12 protein-coding genes are annotated in these 13,740 nt (G+C 63.1%); 4 read left to right on the forward strand and 8 right to left on the reverse strand.

What is annotated here, in order from left to right; translation table 11 throughout:
- Positions 1 to 23 precede the first annotated feature (23 nt).
- The gene (locus tag DOD19_RS06540) at positions 24 to 1,235 is read left to right on the forward strand and encodes a cystathionine beta-lyase (RefSeq protein WP_112184714.1); all 1,212 of its coding nucleotides are present in this window, start codon (positions 24 to 26) and stop codon (positions 1,233 to 1,235) included.
- Between the two features lie 75 nt (positions 1,236 to 1,310).
- Here DOD19_RS06540 and DOD19_RS06545 read toward each other — a convergent pair whose 3' ends face one another.
- From DOD19_RS06545 to mfd, 4 genes are all read right to left on the reverse strand, one after another.
- The gene (locus DOD19_RS06545; RefSeq protein ID WP_112184716.1) at positions 1,311 to 2,372 is read right to left on the reverse strand and encodes a PDDEXK nuclease domain-containing protein; all 1,062 of its coding nucleotides are present in this window, start codon (positions 2,370 to 2,372) and stop codon (positions 1,311 to 1,313) included.
- A gap of 6 nt (positions 2,373 to 2,378) precedes the next feature.
- Positions 2,379 to 3,236: a phosphoserine phosphatase SerB gene (gene serB, locus DOD19_RS06550; RefSeq protein ID WP_112184718.1), complete on the reverse strand. Its 858-nt coding sequence runs from the start codon at positions 3,234 to 3,236 to the stop codon at positions 2,379 to 2,381.
- A 113-nt stretch (positions 3,237 to 3,349) separates the two neighbouring features.
- Positions 3,350 to 4,543, reverse strand: a complete 1,194-nt coding sequence (gene argE / locus DOD19_RS06555; protein ID WP_112184720.1) for an acetylornithine deacetylase — start codon at positions 4,541 to 4,543, stop codon at positions 3,350 to 3,352.
- 37 nt (positions 4,544 to 4,580) lie between these two features.
- Positions 4,581 to 8,012, reverse strand: coding sequence for a transcription-repair coupling factor (mfd, locus tag DOD19_RS06560; RefSeq protein WP_112184722.1), 3,432 nt, complete (start codon positions 8,010 to 8,012; stop codon positions 4,581 to 4,583).
- A gap of 173 nt (positions 8,013 to 8,185) precedes the next feature.
- Between mfd and ispD the strand changes: the two genes are divergently transcribed.
- Together ispD and ispF are read left to right on the forward strand one after the other, a co-directional pair.
- Entirely contained in the window at positions 8,186 to 8,944 is a 759-nt protein-coding gene (gene ispD, locus DOD19_RS06565) for a 2-C-methyl-D-erythritol 4-phosphate cytidylyltransferase (RefSeq protein WP_112184724.1), read from the forward strand.
- On the forward strand, positions 8,941 to 9,447 hold the full coding sequence (gene ispF / locus DOD19_RS06570) for a 2-C-methyl-D-erythritol 2,4-cyclodiphosphate synthase (protein WP_024975573.1): 507 nt from the start codon (positions 8,941 to 8,943) through the stop codon (positions 9,445 to 9,447). Before ispD ends, ispF begins: the two co-directional genes overlap by 4 nt.
- 82 nt (positions 9,448 to 9,529) lie before the next feature.
- Here ispF and DOD19_RS06575 read toward each other — a convergent pair whose 3' ends face one another.
- The 4 genes from DOD19_RS06575 to ompR all read right to left on the reverse strand — a co-directional run bounded on the left by DOD19_RS06575 (position 9,530) and on the right by ompR (position 13,081).
- Complete coding sequence (locus tag DOD19_RS06575) at positions 9,530 to 10,051, reverse strand: carboxymuconolactone decarboxylase family protein (RefSeq protein ID WP_024975574.1); 522 nt, start codon at positions 10,049 to 10,051, stop codon at positions 9,530 to 9,532.
- An 80-nt stretch (positions 10,052 to 10,131) separates the two neighbouring features.
- Positions 10,132 to 10,680, reverse strand: a complete 549-nt coding sequence (locus tag DOD19_RS06580) for a peroxiredoxin (RefSeq protein ID WP_024975575.1) — start codon at positions 10,678 to 10,680, stop codon at positions 10,132 to 10,134.
- 283 nt (positions 10,681 to 10,963) lie between these two features.
- Positions 10,964 to 12,325, reverse strand: coding sequence for an ATP-binding protein (locus DOD19_RS06585; protein ID WP_112184726.1), 1,362 nt, complete (start codon positions 12,323 to 12,325; stop codon positions 10,964 to 10,966).
- 33 nt (positions 12,326 to 12,358) lie between these two features.
- Entirely contained in the window at positions 12,359 to 13,081 is a 723-nt protein-coding gene (ompR, locus tag DOD19_RS06590) for a two-component system response regulator OmpR (RefSeq protein ID WP_004627064.1), read from the reverse strand.
- Between the two features lie 190 nt (positions 13,082 to 13,271).
- On the opposite strand from ompR, the gene DOD19_RS06595 reads away from it, so the two are divergent.
- Positions 13,272 to 13,718, forward strand: coding sequence for a hypothetical protein (locus DOD19_RS06595; protein WP_024975577.1), 447 nt, complete (start codon positions 13,272 to 13,274; stop codon positions 13,716 to 13,718).
- Positions 13,719 to 13,740 lie beyond the last annotated feature (22 nt).

A 13,740-nucleotide genomic window follows, 5' to 3' on the forward strand; every position in this document is an offset into this window, starting at 1 on the left:
TACGCCATCAAACAGGAAACCTCGTGAACGACGACACTAAGCTCCCGCCCATGTTTCCCGCGACCCAGGCTGTGCATCCGGAATTGCATATCCCGCCGGGCTTCACGGCGTTCTCGCATGCCACGCATCGTGCGTCGACGGTGGTGTTCAAAGACCTCGCCGACATGCGCGCCTTCGGCAGCGGTAGCGTGGTGCATTGGCGCTACGGCCTGCATGCCACGCCGACCTCCGACGCGCTGTGCCAAGCGCTGGCGCAGATCGAGGGCGGCTCGCACGCGCTGCTGCTCCCATCGGGGCTGGCGGCAATTTCGCTGGTGTACTTCTCGCTGATCAAATGCGGCGACGATGTGCTGATCCCGGACAACGCCTACGGCCCAAACCGTGACCACGGCGAATGGATGGCGCGCCAGTTTGGTATCACCGTGCGCTACTACGACCCGATGATCGGCGCCGGCATTGCCGACCTGATGCGCCACAACACCAAACTCGTGTGGCTCGAAGCGCCGGGTTCGGTGACGATGGAAGTGCCGGACTGCAAGGCCATCGCAGAGGTGGCGCGCAAGGCCGGGGCCGTCACCGCCATCGACAACACCTGGAGCGGTGGCCTGTACTACCAGCCGTTTGAACACGGCATCGACATCTCCGTGCAGGCGTTGACCAAGTATCAGTCGGGGGGCAGCGATGTGCTCATGGGCGCTGTCATCACCAACGATGAAACGCTGCACCACAAGCTGCTTGCCACGCGCATGCGCATGGGCTGGGGCGTGTCTGCGGACGATTGCTACTTCGTTCTGCGCGGCCTGCCGAGCCTGCCGACGCGTCTGGCTGCGCACGACGCGCACGCCCGCGAAGTGGCCGAATGGCTGGCTGACCGCCCCGAAGTCGTGCGCGTGCTGCACCCGGCGCTGCCCGATTGTCCGGGCCACGAAAACTGGAAGCGCGACTTTACCGGCGCGAGCGGGTTGTTCTCGATCGTGTTGCACGAGCGCTATTCGCAGGCGCAGATCGATGCCTTTATTGAAGGCCTGCGCTACTTTGCGATCGGCTTTTCGTGGGGCGGGGCGCACAGCCTGGCGCTGCCATACAACGTCCCGTCGATGCGCACGGCGACTGCCTGGCCGCCAGCCGATTGGCAAAACGCGGGCGGTTTCGTGCGGCTGTATATCGGGCTGGAAGATCCGCGTGATTTGATTGCGGATTTGAAGCAGGCGATGGAGACGCACCTGCGGGCTTGACCTTTCAAGCTTCAGAGGGGCGGTGATGGCGGGGCGTGCGAGTGGATCGTGGCGCCCCGTTTTCAATGGCTGCGGCTACAGCGTTTCAAGCAGGCGCGCAATGGTTTCGGGCGAAGGCAACTGGCCCTGTAATTCCTTCGGCAAGCTCTTGGTGATGGCGTAAGTCGCGACGCCAATTGGTTTCCTTGCATCGCGCAGTGCGTATTCGACGATGGTGCGCTTCTTTTCCTTGCACAGGATGATGCCGATGGACGGGTTCTCGTCCTCTTGGCGAACCTGTTCGTCGAGGGCTGCGAGGTAGAACTGCATCTTGCCGACGAACTCGGGTTCAAATTTGCCGATCTTCAGTTCGATGGCGACCAGCGAGCGCAAGCGGCGGTGGAAAAGCAACAGGTCGATGAAATACTCGTCGCCATCTACTTCGAGCCGGTATTGGCTTCCCAGGAAGGCAAACATGCCGCCCATCGCTCGCAGGAAATCTTCGATGCGGGTGATCAGCGCGCGCTCCAGCTCCCGTTCGCTATGCTGATCGCCGAGCTCGAGAAAATCAAAGGCGTATTCGTCTTTTACCGCGAGCTTGGCTTGCGCGCGCAGGGTTGGCGTCAGCGCCTTGTCGAAATTGGTCTGGCCTAGGAGTGATTTTTCGTAGCTCTGGTTATCGATCTGATGGGCCAGAACACTCTTTGACCAACCGAATTTACGCGTCATGCGCAGGTAAAACTCACGCTCTTGAGCGTCTTTGCAGCGCTCAAGGATAAGCAGGTTATGGCTCCAGCCGATTTCTCGCACCAGTGGTGCGAGTTTTGTTGCGTCGCGGTAGGTCTCGAAGAATCCCTTCATCCGCCACAGGTTGGATGCTGAAAAACCGCCCGTGCCAGGAAAGCTCGCCTGCAGGTCTGCAGCGAGTTGCTGCACGACAGCTTTACCCCAACCGTCGGTTTGCTGCCGCGCCACGATCAGTTGTCCGATGTCCCAATACAGGCCCACCAGCTCTTTGTTGACCGCCCGTAGGGCAGCATATTGCGCAGCCTGAATGCGCGCCCTGACCTCGGTGAGCAGGGCCGCGTAATCCCGCGCATCCACCGTTTCTCGCACCACCGGTGCGAGTTTTCTGCGGGCAGGTTGGCGAGTCGCCATCGCGGCTTACTGCTGCGGGAACAAATTCAGCAATCCATCCAGGCCGACAACGTTGAACGCCACGTCGGCCTGCGCCTGCACGATGGGCTTGGCACGGAACGCCACCGACAGGCCGGCCACCCCCATCATCTTCAGATCGTTCGAGCCGTCGCCCATGGCGATGGCGTTGTGCGGCGACACGCCCAGATCCTGGCAGAACGCCTTGAGCGTCTGCGCCTTCACATCCGCATTGACGATTTCGCCCAGCACGCGGCCGGTCAGCTTGCCGTCGATAATTTCCAGGCTGTTGGCGCGCGTGCGGTCCAGGCCCAGGCGCTTCTGCAGGCGCGAGGTGAAGAATTCGAAGCCGCCCGATACCAGCAGCGTGCGGATGCCCAGCGATTGCACGGCCTTGAGCATCTTTTCGGCACCCAGGGAGAGCTGCAGGCGCTCGGCGTAGACGCGCTCCAGCACGCTCGCATCCAGGCCTTTGAGCAGTTCAACACGGCGCGTCAGGCTCTCGTTGAAATCCTTGATCTCCCCCCGCATCGACGCTTCGGTGATGGCGGCCACTTGCGGCTTGAGCCCGCAGAAATCCGCAATCTCGTCGATGCACTCGATGGTGATGAGCGTGGAATCCATGTCCATCGCCAGCACGCGGAAGTCGCCGAACGTCCATTCGTCGGGAATCCACGCGTAGTCCATCTTCAGGTTGGCGCAGATGGCGTCAAGCTGGACGCGCAATTCGCTGGGCAGTTCGTGCACCCATTCGATGGCGGCAACGTTGGGCGCGCGCATCTCGTAGGCGGCGCTGCCAAACAGACTGCGGATGGATTCAATGTCGCCGGTGGACAGCGGCGACAGGCTTTGCAGGATGACGGGCATGGAGTGGCTGGAGCGGGGGAGCGGGCAGTTCGGCGCCGAGGAAGCCCGCTATTGTAGCGAACGCCCCGGGCGGAATGCGCCCCACCAAAAGGTGAGGCGTTGCAGTGTAAGCGTTAGGCGGACGCGGTTTCGAGCATCAGGCTGCGCGCCACCTTGGCGAGGAAGCGGTCGCAGGCGTCGAGCTGGGCGAGTTCGACGTATTCGTTGGCCTTGTGCGCCTGTTCGATGTTGCCTGGGCCGCACAGCACAGCCGGAATGCCGGCGCGCTGGAAGAGGCCTGCTTCAGTGCCATAGGCGACCTTGCGTTTGTCGTTGTCTTCAGTAAGCACACGCACAAGCTGCGTGATGGCGGCTTGCTCCGATGCGTCCAGGGAGGGCGCAGCGGCAATTTCATCGAGTTCGATGCGGGCATCCGGGTGCTCGCGCTGCATGGCGGGCTCGATGGTTTCGCGCACGTAGTGCTCGACGCGCGCGCGGATGGCCGGCGCGTCCACGCCCGGCAGGTTGCGGAATTCAAACACCAGCTCGCACAGCGCGGGAATCGTGTTCAGCGCGATACCGCCGTTGATGAGGCCGGTCGATGCCGTGGTGAACGGCACGTCAAATGCATCGTCGAACGGGCCCTTGGCACGGAATTCATCGGCCAGATCGCGCACGAAACAGATGATGCGCGCGGCGTACTCGATGGCGTTCACACCCTGCGGTGTCAGCGACGAATGCGCGGCGCGACCGTGCACACGGCAGCGGTAAGCGTTGATGCCCTTGTGCGCGACGATCGGGCGCATGGAGGTGGGCTCGCCGACGATGCAGCCGGCGGGCTTGATGCCGCGGGCGATCAGGTCTTCGATCATGCGCGGGGCGCCTACACAGCCAACTTCCTCGTCATATGACAGCGCAAAGTGCACGGGCTCGCGCAGCTTGGCCTGGAGCAGCGACGGCACCAGCGCCAGCGACGAAGCAATGAACCCCTTCATGTCGCACGTGCCGCGGCCGTAGAGCCTGCCGTCGCGCACTTCCGGCGCAAACGGGTTGCTGTCCCATTTCTGGCCGTCCACGGGCACCACATCGGTATGACCCGACAGCACGATACCGCCTTGCACGCTACCGTCCGCTGCCGGAATCGTGGCAAACAGGTTGGCCTTATTGCCATCGTCGTTGTGCGAAAGATGCGATTCGAGACCGACGCCGCGCAGGTAGTCGCGCACGGTTTCAATCAGTGCCAGGTTGGAGCCGCGGCTGGTGGTGTCGAAGCTGACGAGCTTGTTCGTCCAGTCGAGGGTGGAGAACGGTGTGGGGGCGGTGCTCATGGTGGTGTCCTTGTTCTGATCGGCCGATCCTACCGGATCACGTCAATTGCCGCATGGCGTGGCGAATAGTCTGCGCCAGCGCGCCGAATTCGGCCGGAATGTTTTCGATACGCAGACGATCTTGCCCCGCCAGCTTGATCTGCCGGTTCTTCTGCACGAGATCAATGATCTTGATGGCGTCGACAGGCGGGTTCGGTATGAACTGCAGCGTGACGGCGTTCGTGCCCGTGTCGATCTTGCGGATGCCTAGCGGCGCGGCGGCAATGCGCAGCCGGTGCGTTTCGATGAGCGATTGCGCCTGCGGCGGCAGCTTGCCGAAACGGTCGATCAGCTCTTCCTGAATGTTGTCGATGGTCTCTCCGCTTTCGCAGTTGGCCAGACGCTTGTACAGCGAGAGGCGCTCCTGCACATCGCCGCAATAGTCCTGCGGCAGCAGGGCAGGCGTGCCGAGGTTGATCTCGGTGGTGGCCGCAAGCGGCGCCATCAAATCGGGTTCCTTGCCGGCCTTGAGCGACTTCACCGCCTGGTTGAGCATGTCGGTGTAGAGCTGGAAACCGATCTCGGAAATCTCGCCCGATTGCTTGTCGCCCAGCACTTCGCCGGCGCCACGGATTTCCAGATCGTGCATCGCCAGGTAGAAGCCCGCGCCGAGTTCTTCCATCTGCTGAATGGCTTCAAGGCGGCGTTGTGCCTGCTTGGTCAGGCCATCCACGTCGTGCACCAGCAAGTACGCATAGGCCTGGTGGTGCGAGCGCCCAACGCGGCCACGCAACTGGTGCAACTGCGCCAGGCCGAACTTGTCGGCGCGGTGGATCAGGATCGTGTTGGCGGTCGGCACGTCAATGCCGGTTTCGATGATCGTCGTGCACAGCAGGATGTTGGCGCGCTGGGCCACGAAATCGCGCATCACGCGCTCCAGTTCGCGCTCGTGCATCTGGCCGTGGGCGACCACCACGCGCGCTTCCGGAATCAGCTCTTCCAGTTTGGCGCGCTTGTTCTCGATGGTTTCGACCTCGTTGTGCAGGAAATAGACCTGGCCGCCGCGTTTCAGCTCACGCAGGATGGCTTCGCGCAGCACGCCGTCTTCCTCGCGGCGCAGGAACGTCTTGATGGCCAAGCGCTTTTGCGGCGCAGTGGCGATCACCGAGAAATCGCGCAGGCCTTCCAGCGCCATGCCCAGGGTGCGGGGGATCGGCGTGGCCGTGAGTGTGAGCACGTCCACCTCGGCGCGTAATGTTTTGAGCGCTTCTTTCTGGCGCACGCCAAAGCGGTGTTCCTCGTCGATGATGACGAGCCCCAGCCGGTTGAACTTCACATCCGGCGAGAGCAGCTTGTGCGTGCCGATCACGATGTCGATGGTGCCGGCGTTGATGGCTTCGATCGCGCTATCGATCTCTTTCTTGTTCTTGAAACGCGAGATCTCGGCAATGCGCACCGGCCAGTCGGCAAATCGGTCGACCAGCGTGTGGTAGTGCTGTTCGGCGAGCAGCGTGGTCGGCGCCAGGATGGCAACCTGCTTGCCGCCCATCACCGCAACAAATGCGGCACGCAGCGCGACCTCCGTCTTGCCGAAGCCAACGTCGCCGCAGACGAGGCGATCCATCGGCTTGCCCGACGTCATGTCGGCGATCACGGCGGCGATGGCGGCGGCCTGGTCGGGTGTTTCGTCAAAGCCGAAGCTCTCGGCAAAGGTGGCGTAGTCCTCGGGCGTGAGCGGGAAGGCGAAGCCCTGGCGCAATGCGCGTCTCGCGTACAGATTCAGCAGTTCGGCCGCCGTATCGCGAATCTGCTGCGCTGCCTTGCGTTTGGCCTTTTCCCATTGGCCTGAACCGAGCGAATGCAGCGGTGCGGTTTCCGGATCGGCGCCCGAGTAGCGCGAGATCACGTGCAACTGATGCACCGGCACGTAGAGCTTGCTGCCCTTGTCGTAATCGAGGTGCAGGAACTCTTCCTCGCCGTTGCCCATGTCGATGGAGACCAGCCCCTGGTAGCGGCCGATGCCGTGCTCGCTGTGCACCACCGGATCTCCGATCTTCAGCTCGGCCAGATCGCGCACCATCGAATCCACGGCGGTGGCCTGTTCCTGCTTGCGGCGACCAGCGCGGCGCACGGTTTGTGCGTACAGCTCGGTCTCGGTGATGAGCGCGATGCGTTCGTCGCCGAGGATGAAACCCTGATACAGCGGGGCCACACCCAGCACGAACTTGGCATCGCCGCTCATCAGGTCGGCAAAGTCAGCGACGCCTTCGGGGTGCAGGCCGCTGGCGGCAAGCATTTGCGCAAGCGTTTCGCGGCGGCCTGCAGATTCGGCGCAGATCATCACGCGGCAATTGCTGCGCATCAGGAACGATTCGAGATTGACCAGCGGGTCTTCTGCGCGGCGGTTGACAGCAACGTTGGGCAACGGCAGCGAAAGCGGGGCATCGCCAGGCTCGGCGCGCAGCACCAGACGTGCGTGCGGCTTGGCCGCGACGAAGAACGCCTCTTCATCCAGATACAGCGCCGACGGCTGCAGCAATGGCCGTTCGCGGTCGTGGCGCATGAAGTTGTAGCGCTGCGTGGTGTCGGCCCAGAAGCGGCGCACGGCGCCTTCGATGTCGCCGACGAAGGCGAGGTGCGTGGCGCCCGGCAGGTAGTCGAACAGCGTCGCGGTTTCTTCGAAGAATAGCGGCAGGTAATACTCGATGCCGGCACTGGGCACGCCGTTGCCGATGTCTTTGTAGATGGGCGAGCGCGTCGGGTCGCCTTCGAACACCTCCCGCCAGCGTCCGCGGAAGGCGGTGCGCGAGGCCTCGTCCATCGGAAATTCGCGGCCCGGCAGCAGGCGGACTTCGTTCACGGGGTAGAGGCTGCGCTGCGTGTCGGGGTCGAACGAGCGGATGGTCTCGATTTCGTCGCCGAACAGGTCGAGCCGATATGGCAACGGCGAGCCCATCGGGAACAAGTCGATCAGGCCGCCGCGCACGGAGTATTCACCCGGGCGCATCACGGCGCTGACGTGCTCGTAGCCGGCCAGGGTGAATTGCGCTTTCAGCGCTGCCTCGTCCAGCTTTTCGCCCTTCTTGAAGAAGAACGTGTAGGCGGCCAGGAACGATGGCGGCGCCACGCGTTGCAGTGCCGTGGAGGCCGGCACGAGCAGGATGTCGCACGCACCGTTCTGCAGGTCATGCAGCGTCGCCAGCCGCTCGGAGATCAAATCCTGGTGCGGAGAAAAATTGTCGTATGGCAGCGTTTCCCAGTCCGGCAGCAGCTTCACGCGCGCCTGCGGGGCAAACCAGCGCAGCTCATCCGCCAGGCGTTGGGCATCGACGGCATTGGCGCAGACCACCGCCAGCATCGGCACGGCGGCGCCATGCTGCTCCAGGTAGCGCGCAAGCAGCAGGGCGTCTGCCGCGCCCTGCAGGCCGCTGAAGACGAAGCGCGAGCCCGGTTTGACGGCGGGCAGGGCGGAGAGCGAAAAATCGGACATGAGGTGTCAGGTTCTGTGGGGCACGACAGCAAGACAAAGCACGACACCCCGCCGGCATATGCAGGCGGGGTGTCGTGACGCAGACCGCTATTATAAAATCCGCGCCAGCAGCGTGCTTGGCGAGCACCAAAACCCACGCAAATGCTGCGCCCACGTTCACTTTCCCGCCTGTCATGCCGATTTCCCTCCCTGGCCGACGCCGTTTTGCGCTGATTCCCTCGGCCGGCACCGGCTCGCGTGCCGGCGGTGATCTGCCCAAGCAATATCAGATGATCGCCGGGCGGCCGATGCTGTGGCACACGGCGCAGGCGTTTCTGGCCAGCCCCCAAATCGATACCGTACTTGTGGTGACGACACCCGGCGCACAGCCGCTCGTGCAGCGCTTTCCCGACGGCGGTTTCGAAGCGCCCAAGCTGGTCGAAGTCGATTGCGGCGGCGATTCCCGCCACGGGTCTGTCGCCCACGGTTTGGCGGCGTTGCGTGGTTTGGGCGCGCACGATGACGACTGGGTACTCGTGCACGACGCGGCGCGCCCCGGTTTGACGCCTGCCCTGATCGCGCGTTTGGTCGGGGCTATAGAGGCCGAAGGCACGCAAGCTGCGGGGGGCATCCTTGCGCTGCCCGTGGCAGACACGCTCAAACGCGCCGATGCTGCCCAGCACATCGGCGCGACCGTGCCGCGCGATGGACTGTGGCAAGCGCAGACGCCGCAGATGTTTCCCCTCGGCCTGCTGGAGCGCGCCTTGCGGGAAGCGCTGTTGCAACATCGCATCGTCACCGACGAAGCCAGCGCGATTGAAGCGGCCGGACACCCACCGCTGCTTGTGCCGGGTGCGCTGCGCAACTTCAAAGTGACGTATCCCGACGATTTCGCGCTCGCCGAGGCCATCCTTGCGCAGAGTGCACAACCCAGCGAGGCACCGCAAGCATGAACTGGATGGACATTCGCATTGGCCAGGGCTACGACGTGCACGCGCTGGTGGAGGGCCGCAAGCTGATCCTGGGCGGCGTGGAGATTCCGCACACCCGCGGCCTGCTCGGCCACTCCGATGCTGACGCGCTGCTGCATGCGATTACCGACGCGCTGTTCGGCGCCGCCGGCCTGGGTGACATCGGCCGGCATTTTCCTGACACGGATCCGGCATTTGCCGGCGCCGACAGCCGCATGCTGCTGCGCGAAGCCGTGCGCCGCGTGCACAAGGCCGGTTATGCGGTCGGCAATGTCGACGCGACCGTCATCGCGCAGAAGCCGAAGCTCGCGCCACATGTGCCGGGCATGGTCGCGAACCTCGCGGAGGACCTAGGCATTGCGCCCGAGCGATGCAACGTCAAGGCCAAGACCAACGAGAAGCTTGGCTTTGAAGGCAAGGAGGAAGGCATCGTCGCGCAGGCTGTGGTGCTGATCTATCGTGCGGAAGGCGCTGATCAGGACTGAGCCCGCGTCGTTATCGCGCCAAGGCAAACGGCAGCACCGGAGCGATCCGGGCTGCCGTTTTCGTTTGCGGGATCGGCGTGGGCTATTCAGCCGCGATGACCAGCGCCGCTGCGTTGATCACGGCTGCGATACGACCAACATCCCGCAATTGCTGCGCGCTCATCCCTTGGTGATTCTTCAGCAAGTCGTAGTGCGATTTGATGCAGAAATGACACTTCCCGATGATGGAAGCGGCCAGGGCATACATCTCGAACCGGCGCTTGTCGACGCCGCCGTTGTTGGCGTAGGCGTTCATGCGCAACTCCGCTTTCTGCTGCGCAAGGTCGGAGTCGTCGGCCATCTCGATGTACGGATACCAGACGTTGTTCATGCCCATGAGGGCGGCAGCCGTCAGCGCGCCGTTCACCTCCTCGGGCGAGAGCACCCCGGCATTGCGGATGGCATCGGTCAGCACTTTGCTCTTCGTGGCGAAAGCGGCGGCCAGCGCGACGCCCACCGCGTCATTGCCCTCCAGCGAGGAGCGCGCGATGGTGCCATCCAGGTTCAGGCGGATGTCTTTGGCGTAGTCCGGAATGCGCCCCTTGATTGTCTGCAGAAATTCCATCGATTTCTCCTATCAGCTGGCGCTGAAAAAGAAAGCCCGCGCAGGGGCGGGCTTCGGATTCGGAGGGCGCCGCGTGGCGCTTACAGTGTGGAGCCGCCGACAGCGCGATTGCACGGGCATAGCTCGTCCGTCTGCAGACCATCGAGAATGCGCAGCACTTCGTCCGGATTGCGGCCCACGTTCAGGTTGTTGACCGACACATGCTGGATCACGTTGTCCGGGTCGACGATGAAGGTGGCGCGCAACGCAACGCCGGCCTCGTGCTCGCGTACGCCAAGCTGGTCGACCAGGGCGCCTGTCGAATCCGCAAACGACCACTGATTCAGCTTGTTCAAGTCTTTGTGCTCGCGGCGCCATGCGAGCTTGACGAATTCATTGTCGGTCGAGCCGCCGAGCACGATGGTGTCGCGGTCGGCAAAGTCATCGTTCAGTTTGGCGAAGGCAACGATTTCGGTCGGGCAGACAAAGGTGAAGTCCTTCGGATAGAAGAAGATGACTTTCCATTTGCCTGGGAACGAGGTCTCGGTGATGTCTTCGAACGCCGACTGGCCGTTCTCCTCGTGATTGTTGAACCCGGGCTTGACGCCGACGACCTTGAACGGTTCGAGCTTGTCACCAATGGTCTTCATGAGCTTCTCCTGGAGTTGTGTGGCAATGGGTGCGGAACCCTAACGGGGACTTGCAGACACACGCTCACCGGCCGCCCGGGTCCGACTGGGGAAACGGACGGAGACGAAGAACGCGCAGGCGCGCAGCCTGGCGGCTGGAGTATTGGCGATGAACTCGAAACCGGCCAATTGATATTCTCAACGCCGGCCATAGCGCTACCTGCAGCCGCACGTTATCGGCGGCGCATGACAGTCGTGGGAAGCAGGGGATATGCCCGGGGGCGGATCGCGGCGGAGTGCCTGATCAAGCGCGCGCGTAACAGGCGCTTACGAGCAGCCCCGTTTCGGGCGGTGTGCGGTTCCCAAGCACGAGGTGGCCGCCGCTGCGCTGCAAGATACGATTGACGATCGACATGCCGAGCCCGGCGCCCTTGGCTTCGCTGCGTGCCGATTCAAGACGGTAAAACGGCCGCGTGAGCAACGCAAGCTGATCCGTCGGCACGCCCGCACCGCGATCGGCCACGCACAATACAACCTCGTTGCCTTGCAGGAAGGTGCTGACGGTGATCTCCGCGCGGTCCGTGCCAGGGGTCTTGCCGTAGCGTCGTGCGTTTTCGATCAGGTTGTCCAGAATGCGCTGCGTTTCCATGCGGTTGCAGCGGGCGATCGCCTCGGGCGCGAGCTTGAGCGTCAGGTCGATATCGTCGTGTGCCGAGTAGACCGGTGCCGTGTCGCGCACGAGTTCGGTCAGGTCCACATCTTCGAGCATCTCGCCGCTAGGGCGCGCGTAGTCGAGGAACTGGCCGATGATCGCGTCCATCTGTTCGATGTCGGCCACCATCAGTTCGCGCGTCTGCTCGTCGACTGGGCTCATCTCCGTTTCCAGGCGCAGGCGCGTAAGCGGCGTGCGCAGATCGTGCGAGATGCCAGCCAGCATGACGGCGCGATCGGCCTCAAGCTGTTTGAGGTCGCGCACCATCTGGTTGAAGCTGTGATTCGCCTGCGCCACTTCGGTGCCGCCGCCTTCGGGCAGGGACTTCGGATCGTCGCCCGCACTGATGGCGCGCGCCGTATCGGCCAGGCGCTTGAGCGGCTGATTCACGCGTGACGTAATGAACGCTGCGCCAAGCACCGACAGCACCAGCGCCGCCATCGACCACCACAGCCATTGCAACCCAGGCACGTGCTCAAAACGGTCGGGGCTGATGGCGACCCAGTAATCGTCGCCCTCGATCTGGAAGCTCACCCACACGCCCGGGATGTCATTGACGGCCGTGGCGATTACCGCGTCGGCGCCGAGCCGGTTGCGGATTTCCTGTTGGACGAGCTGTGTCAGATACGGGTTGGTGTGCGGTTCGCGGTATTCGTCTTCCTTTTCGCGCGGGTAGACCTTGATGCCCTCGTTCTGCACGAGATCGAGCAGAAGGAAGCGGCGTCGCGACGGATCCGAGTACAGCAGCGCCGCCCGCGTGAGCTTGACCACGCTGACCACCTGCATGGCGATCTGCTGCGCGCGGGGCTCACGCTCGAAAATACGGAAGCTCTGGAACCACACGCCCAGAGAGATCGCGATGAGCAATGCGATCAGCATGAAGGTTCGCCAGAACAGCGAACCAAACACACTGATCAGCAGACGCCGCAACGCGGCCGGACGCGGGATGCGCAAGTCGGATGCGGAAAAGAAGGGTTGCTCGGGTGCTTACTTGGCGCCGTCGGGAATGAACACGTAGCCCAGGCCCCACACGGTCTGGATGAAGCGGGGGTTGCTGGCGTCCGGTTCGATCAGCTTGCGCAGGCGCGAAATCTGCACGTCCAGGCTGCGGTCGAACACTTCGTATTCGCGGCCGCGCGCCATTTCCATCAGCTTTTCGCGCGATAGGGGTTGGCGCGGATGGCGTGCGAACACCTTGAGCACGGAGAATTCACCCGTTGTGAGGGTGATCTCTTCGTCGTTTTTCTTGAGCGTGCGCGTGGCCAGGTTGAGCACGAAATCGCCAAAGGCGAAGGTTTCAGGCGTCTCAGACGGCGCACCGGGAATCTCCGCCGGGCCGCGGCGGCGCAGCACGGCGTGGATGCGCGCGATCAGCTCGCGGGGGTTGAAGGGCTTGGGCAGATAATCGTCCGCGCCCATTTCGAGGCCGACAATGCGGTCGACGTCTTCGCCCTTGGCGGTGAGCATGATGATAGGCGTCTGATCGTTTGCGCCGCGCAGGCGACGGCAGATCGACAAGCCGTCTTCACCCGGCATCATCAGGTCGAGCACGAGCAGATCGAAGCGCTCGCGCAGCCAGAGTTTGTTCATGGCCGTGGCGTTTTCTGCCACCAGCACGGTGAAGCCCTGTTCCCCCAGGTAACGGCGCAGCAGATCACGCAGGCGGGGGTCGTCATCGACGACGAGAATCTTTTGACCGGAATTTTCCATGGCGCTAATGGTAACGACAAAAACATGGGCCCAATGGACAACAGAAGGCAGTAAAAGCCCAATTGAAACAGACGGTTACATTATTTACCGAGTCTCGCGAACAGTCTGTAGGACGCGCAGCTACACTGCCTTGGCAGTTCCTCGCAACGGTTTGGGGTCTGTTGCCCCCCGCCCAGGGGACTGGCGTGCAATGCGGTTGCCTGTTATCGATTGTCGCGCAATGATGCATGGCGCATCGGTTTCCAGCAACAAAGACGTGGCTTCTCAACTCCCTTTTTCGAATCGCTCAGTGATGTTTCGGCGGCGCGCGGCGCTGTTGACCTGTGTTCTTGCCCTCTGTGCGGCCGGCTCGCAGGCGCACGCGCGTGGCGAACGCGGTGGCTTTGGCGGATTCGGCGGCTTTTTCGGCGGCGGGCATCAGATGCACGCCGGCGCGCAGGAAAAAAAGGGCGGGCAGAGTCCAGCGCGCGGCCGTGGTGGCGAGGAACGCAGCCGCCGCGCCGCCGCGATGGAAAACCGCCGTGGAGAGAATGCCGATCGTGGGGCTCCGCAACGCAAGCTGTCTCCCGAGGAGCGCAAGCAATTGCGTCAGAACATCTATGACGTCACGCGGGATATCTACCACCGTGGCGGCTAGGTAGGGGCCGAGGAAAAGCGCA

It is taken from the genome of Ralstonia sp. GX3-BWBA (assembly GCF_003290055.1).
Lineage (GTDB): Bacteria > Pseudomonadota > Gammaproteobacteria > Burkholderiales > Burkholderiaceae > Ralstonia > Ralstonia holmesii.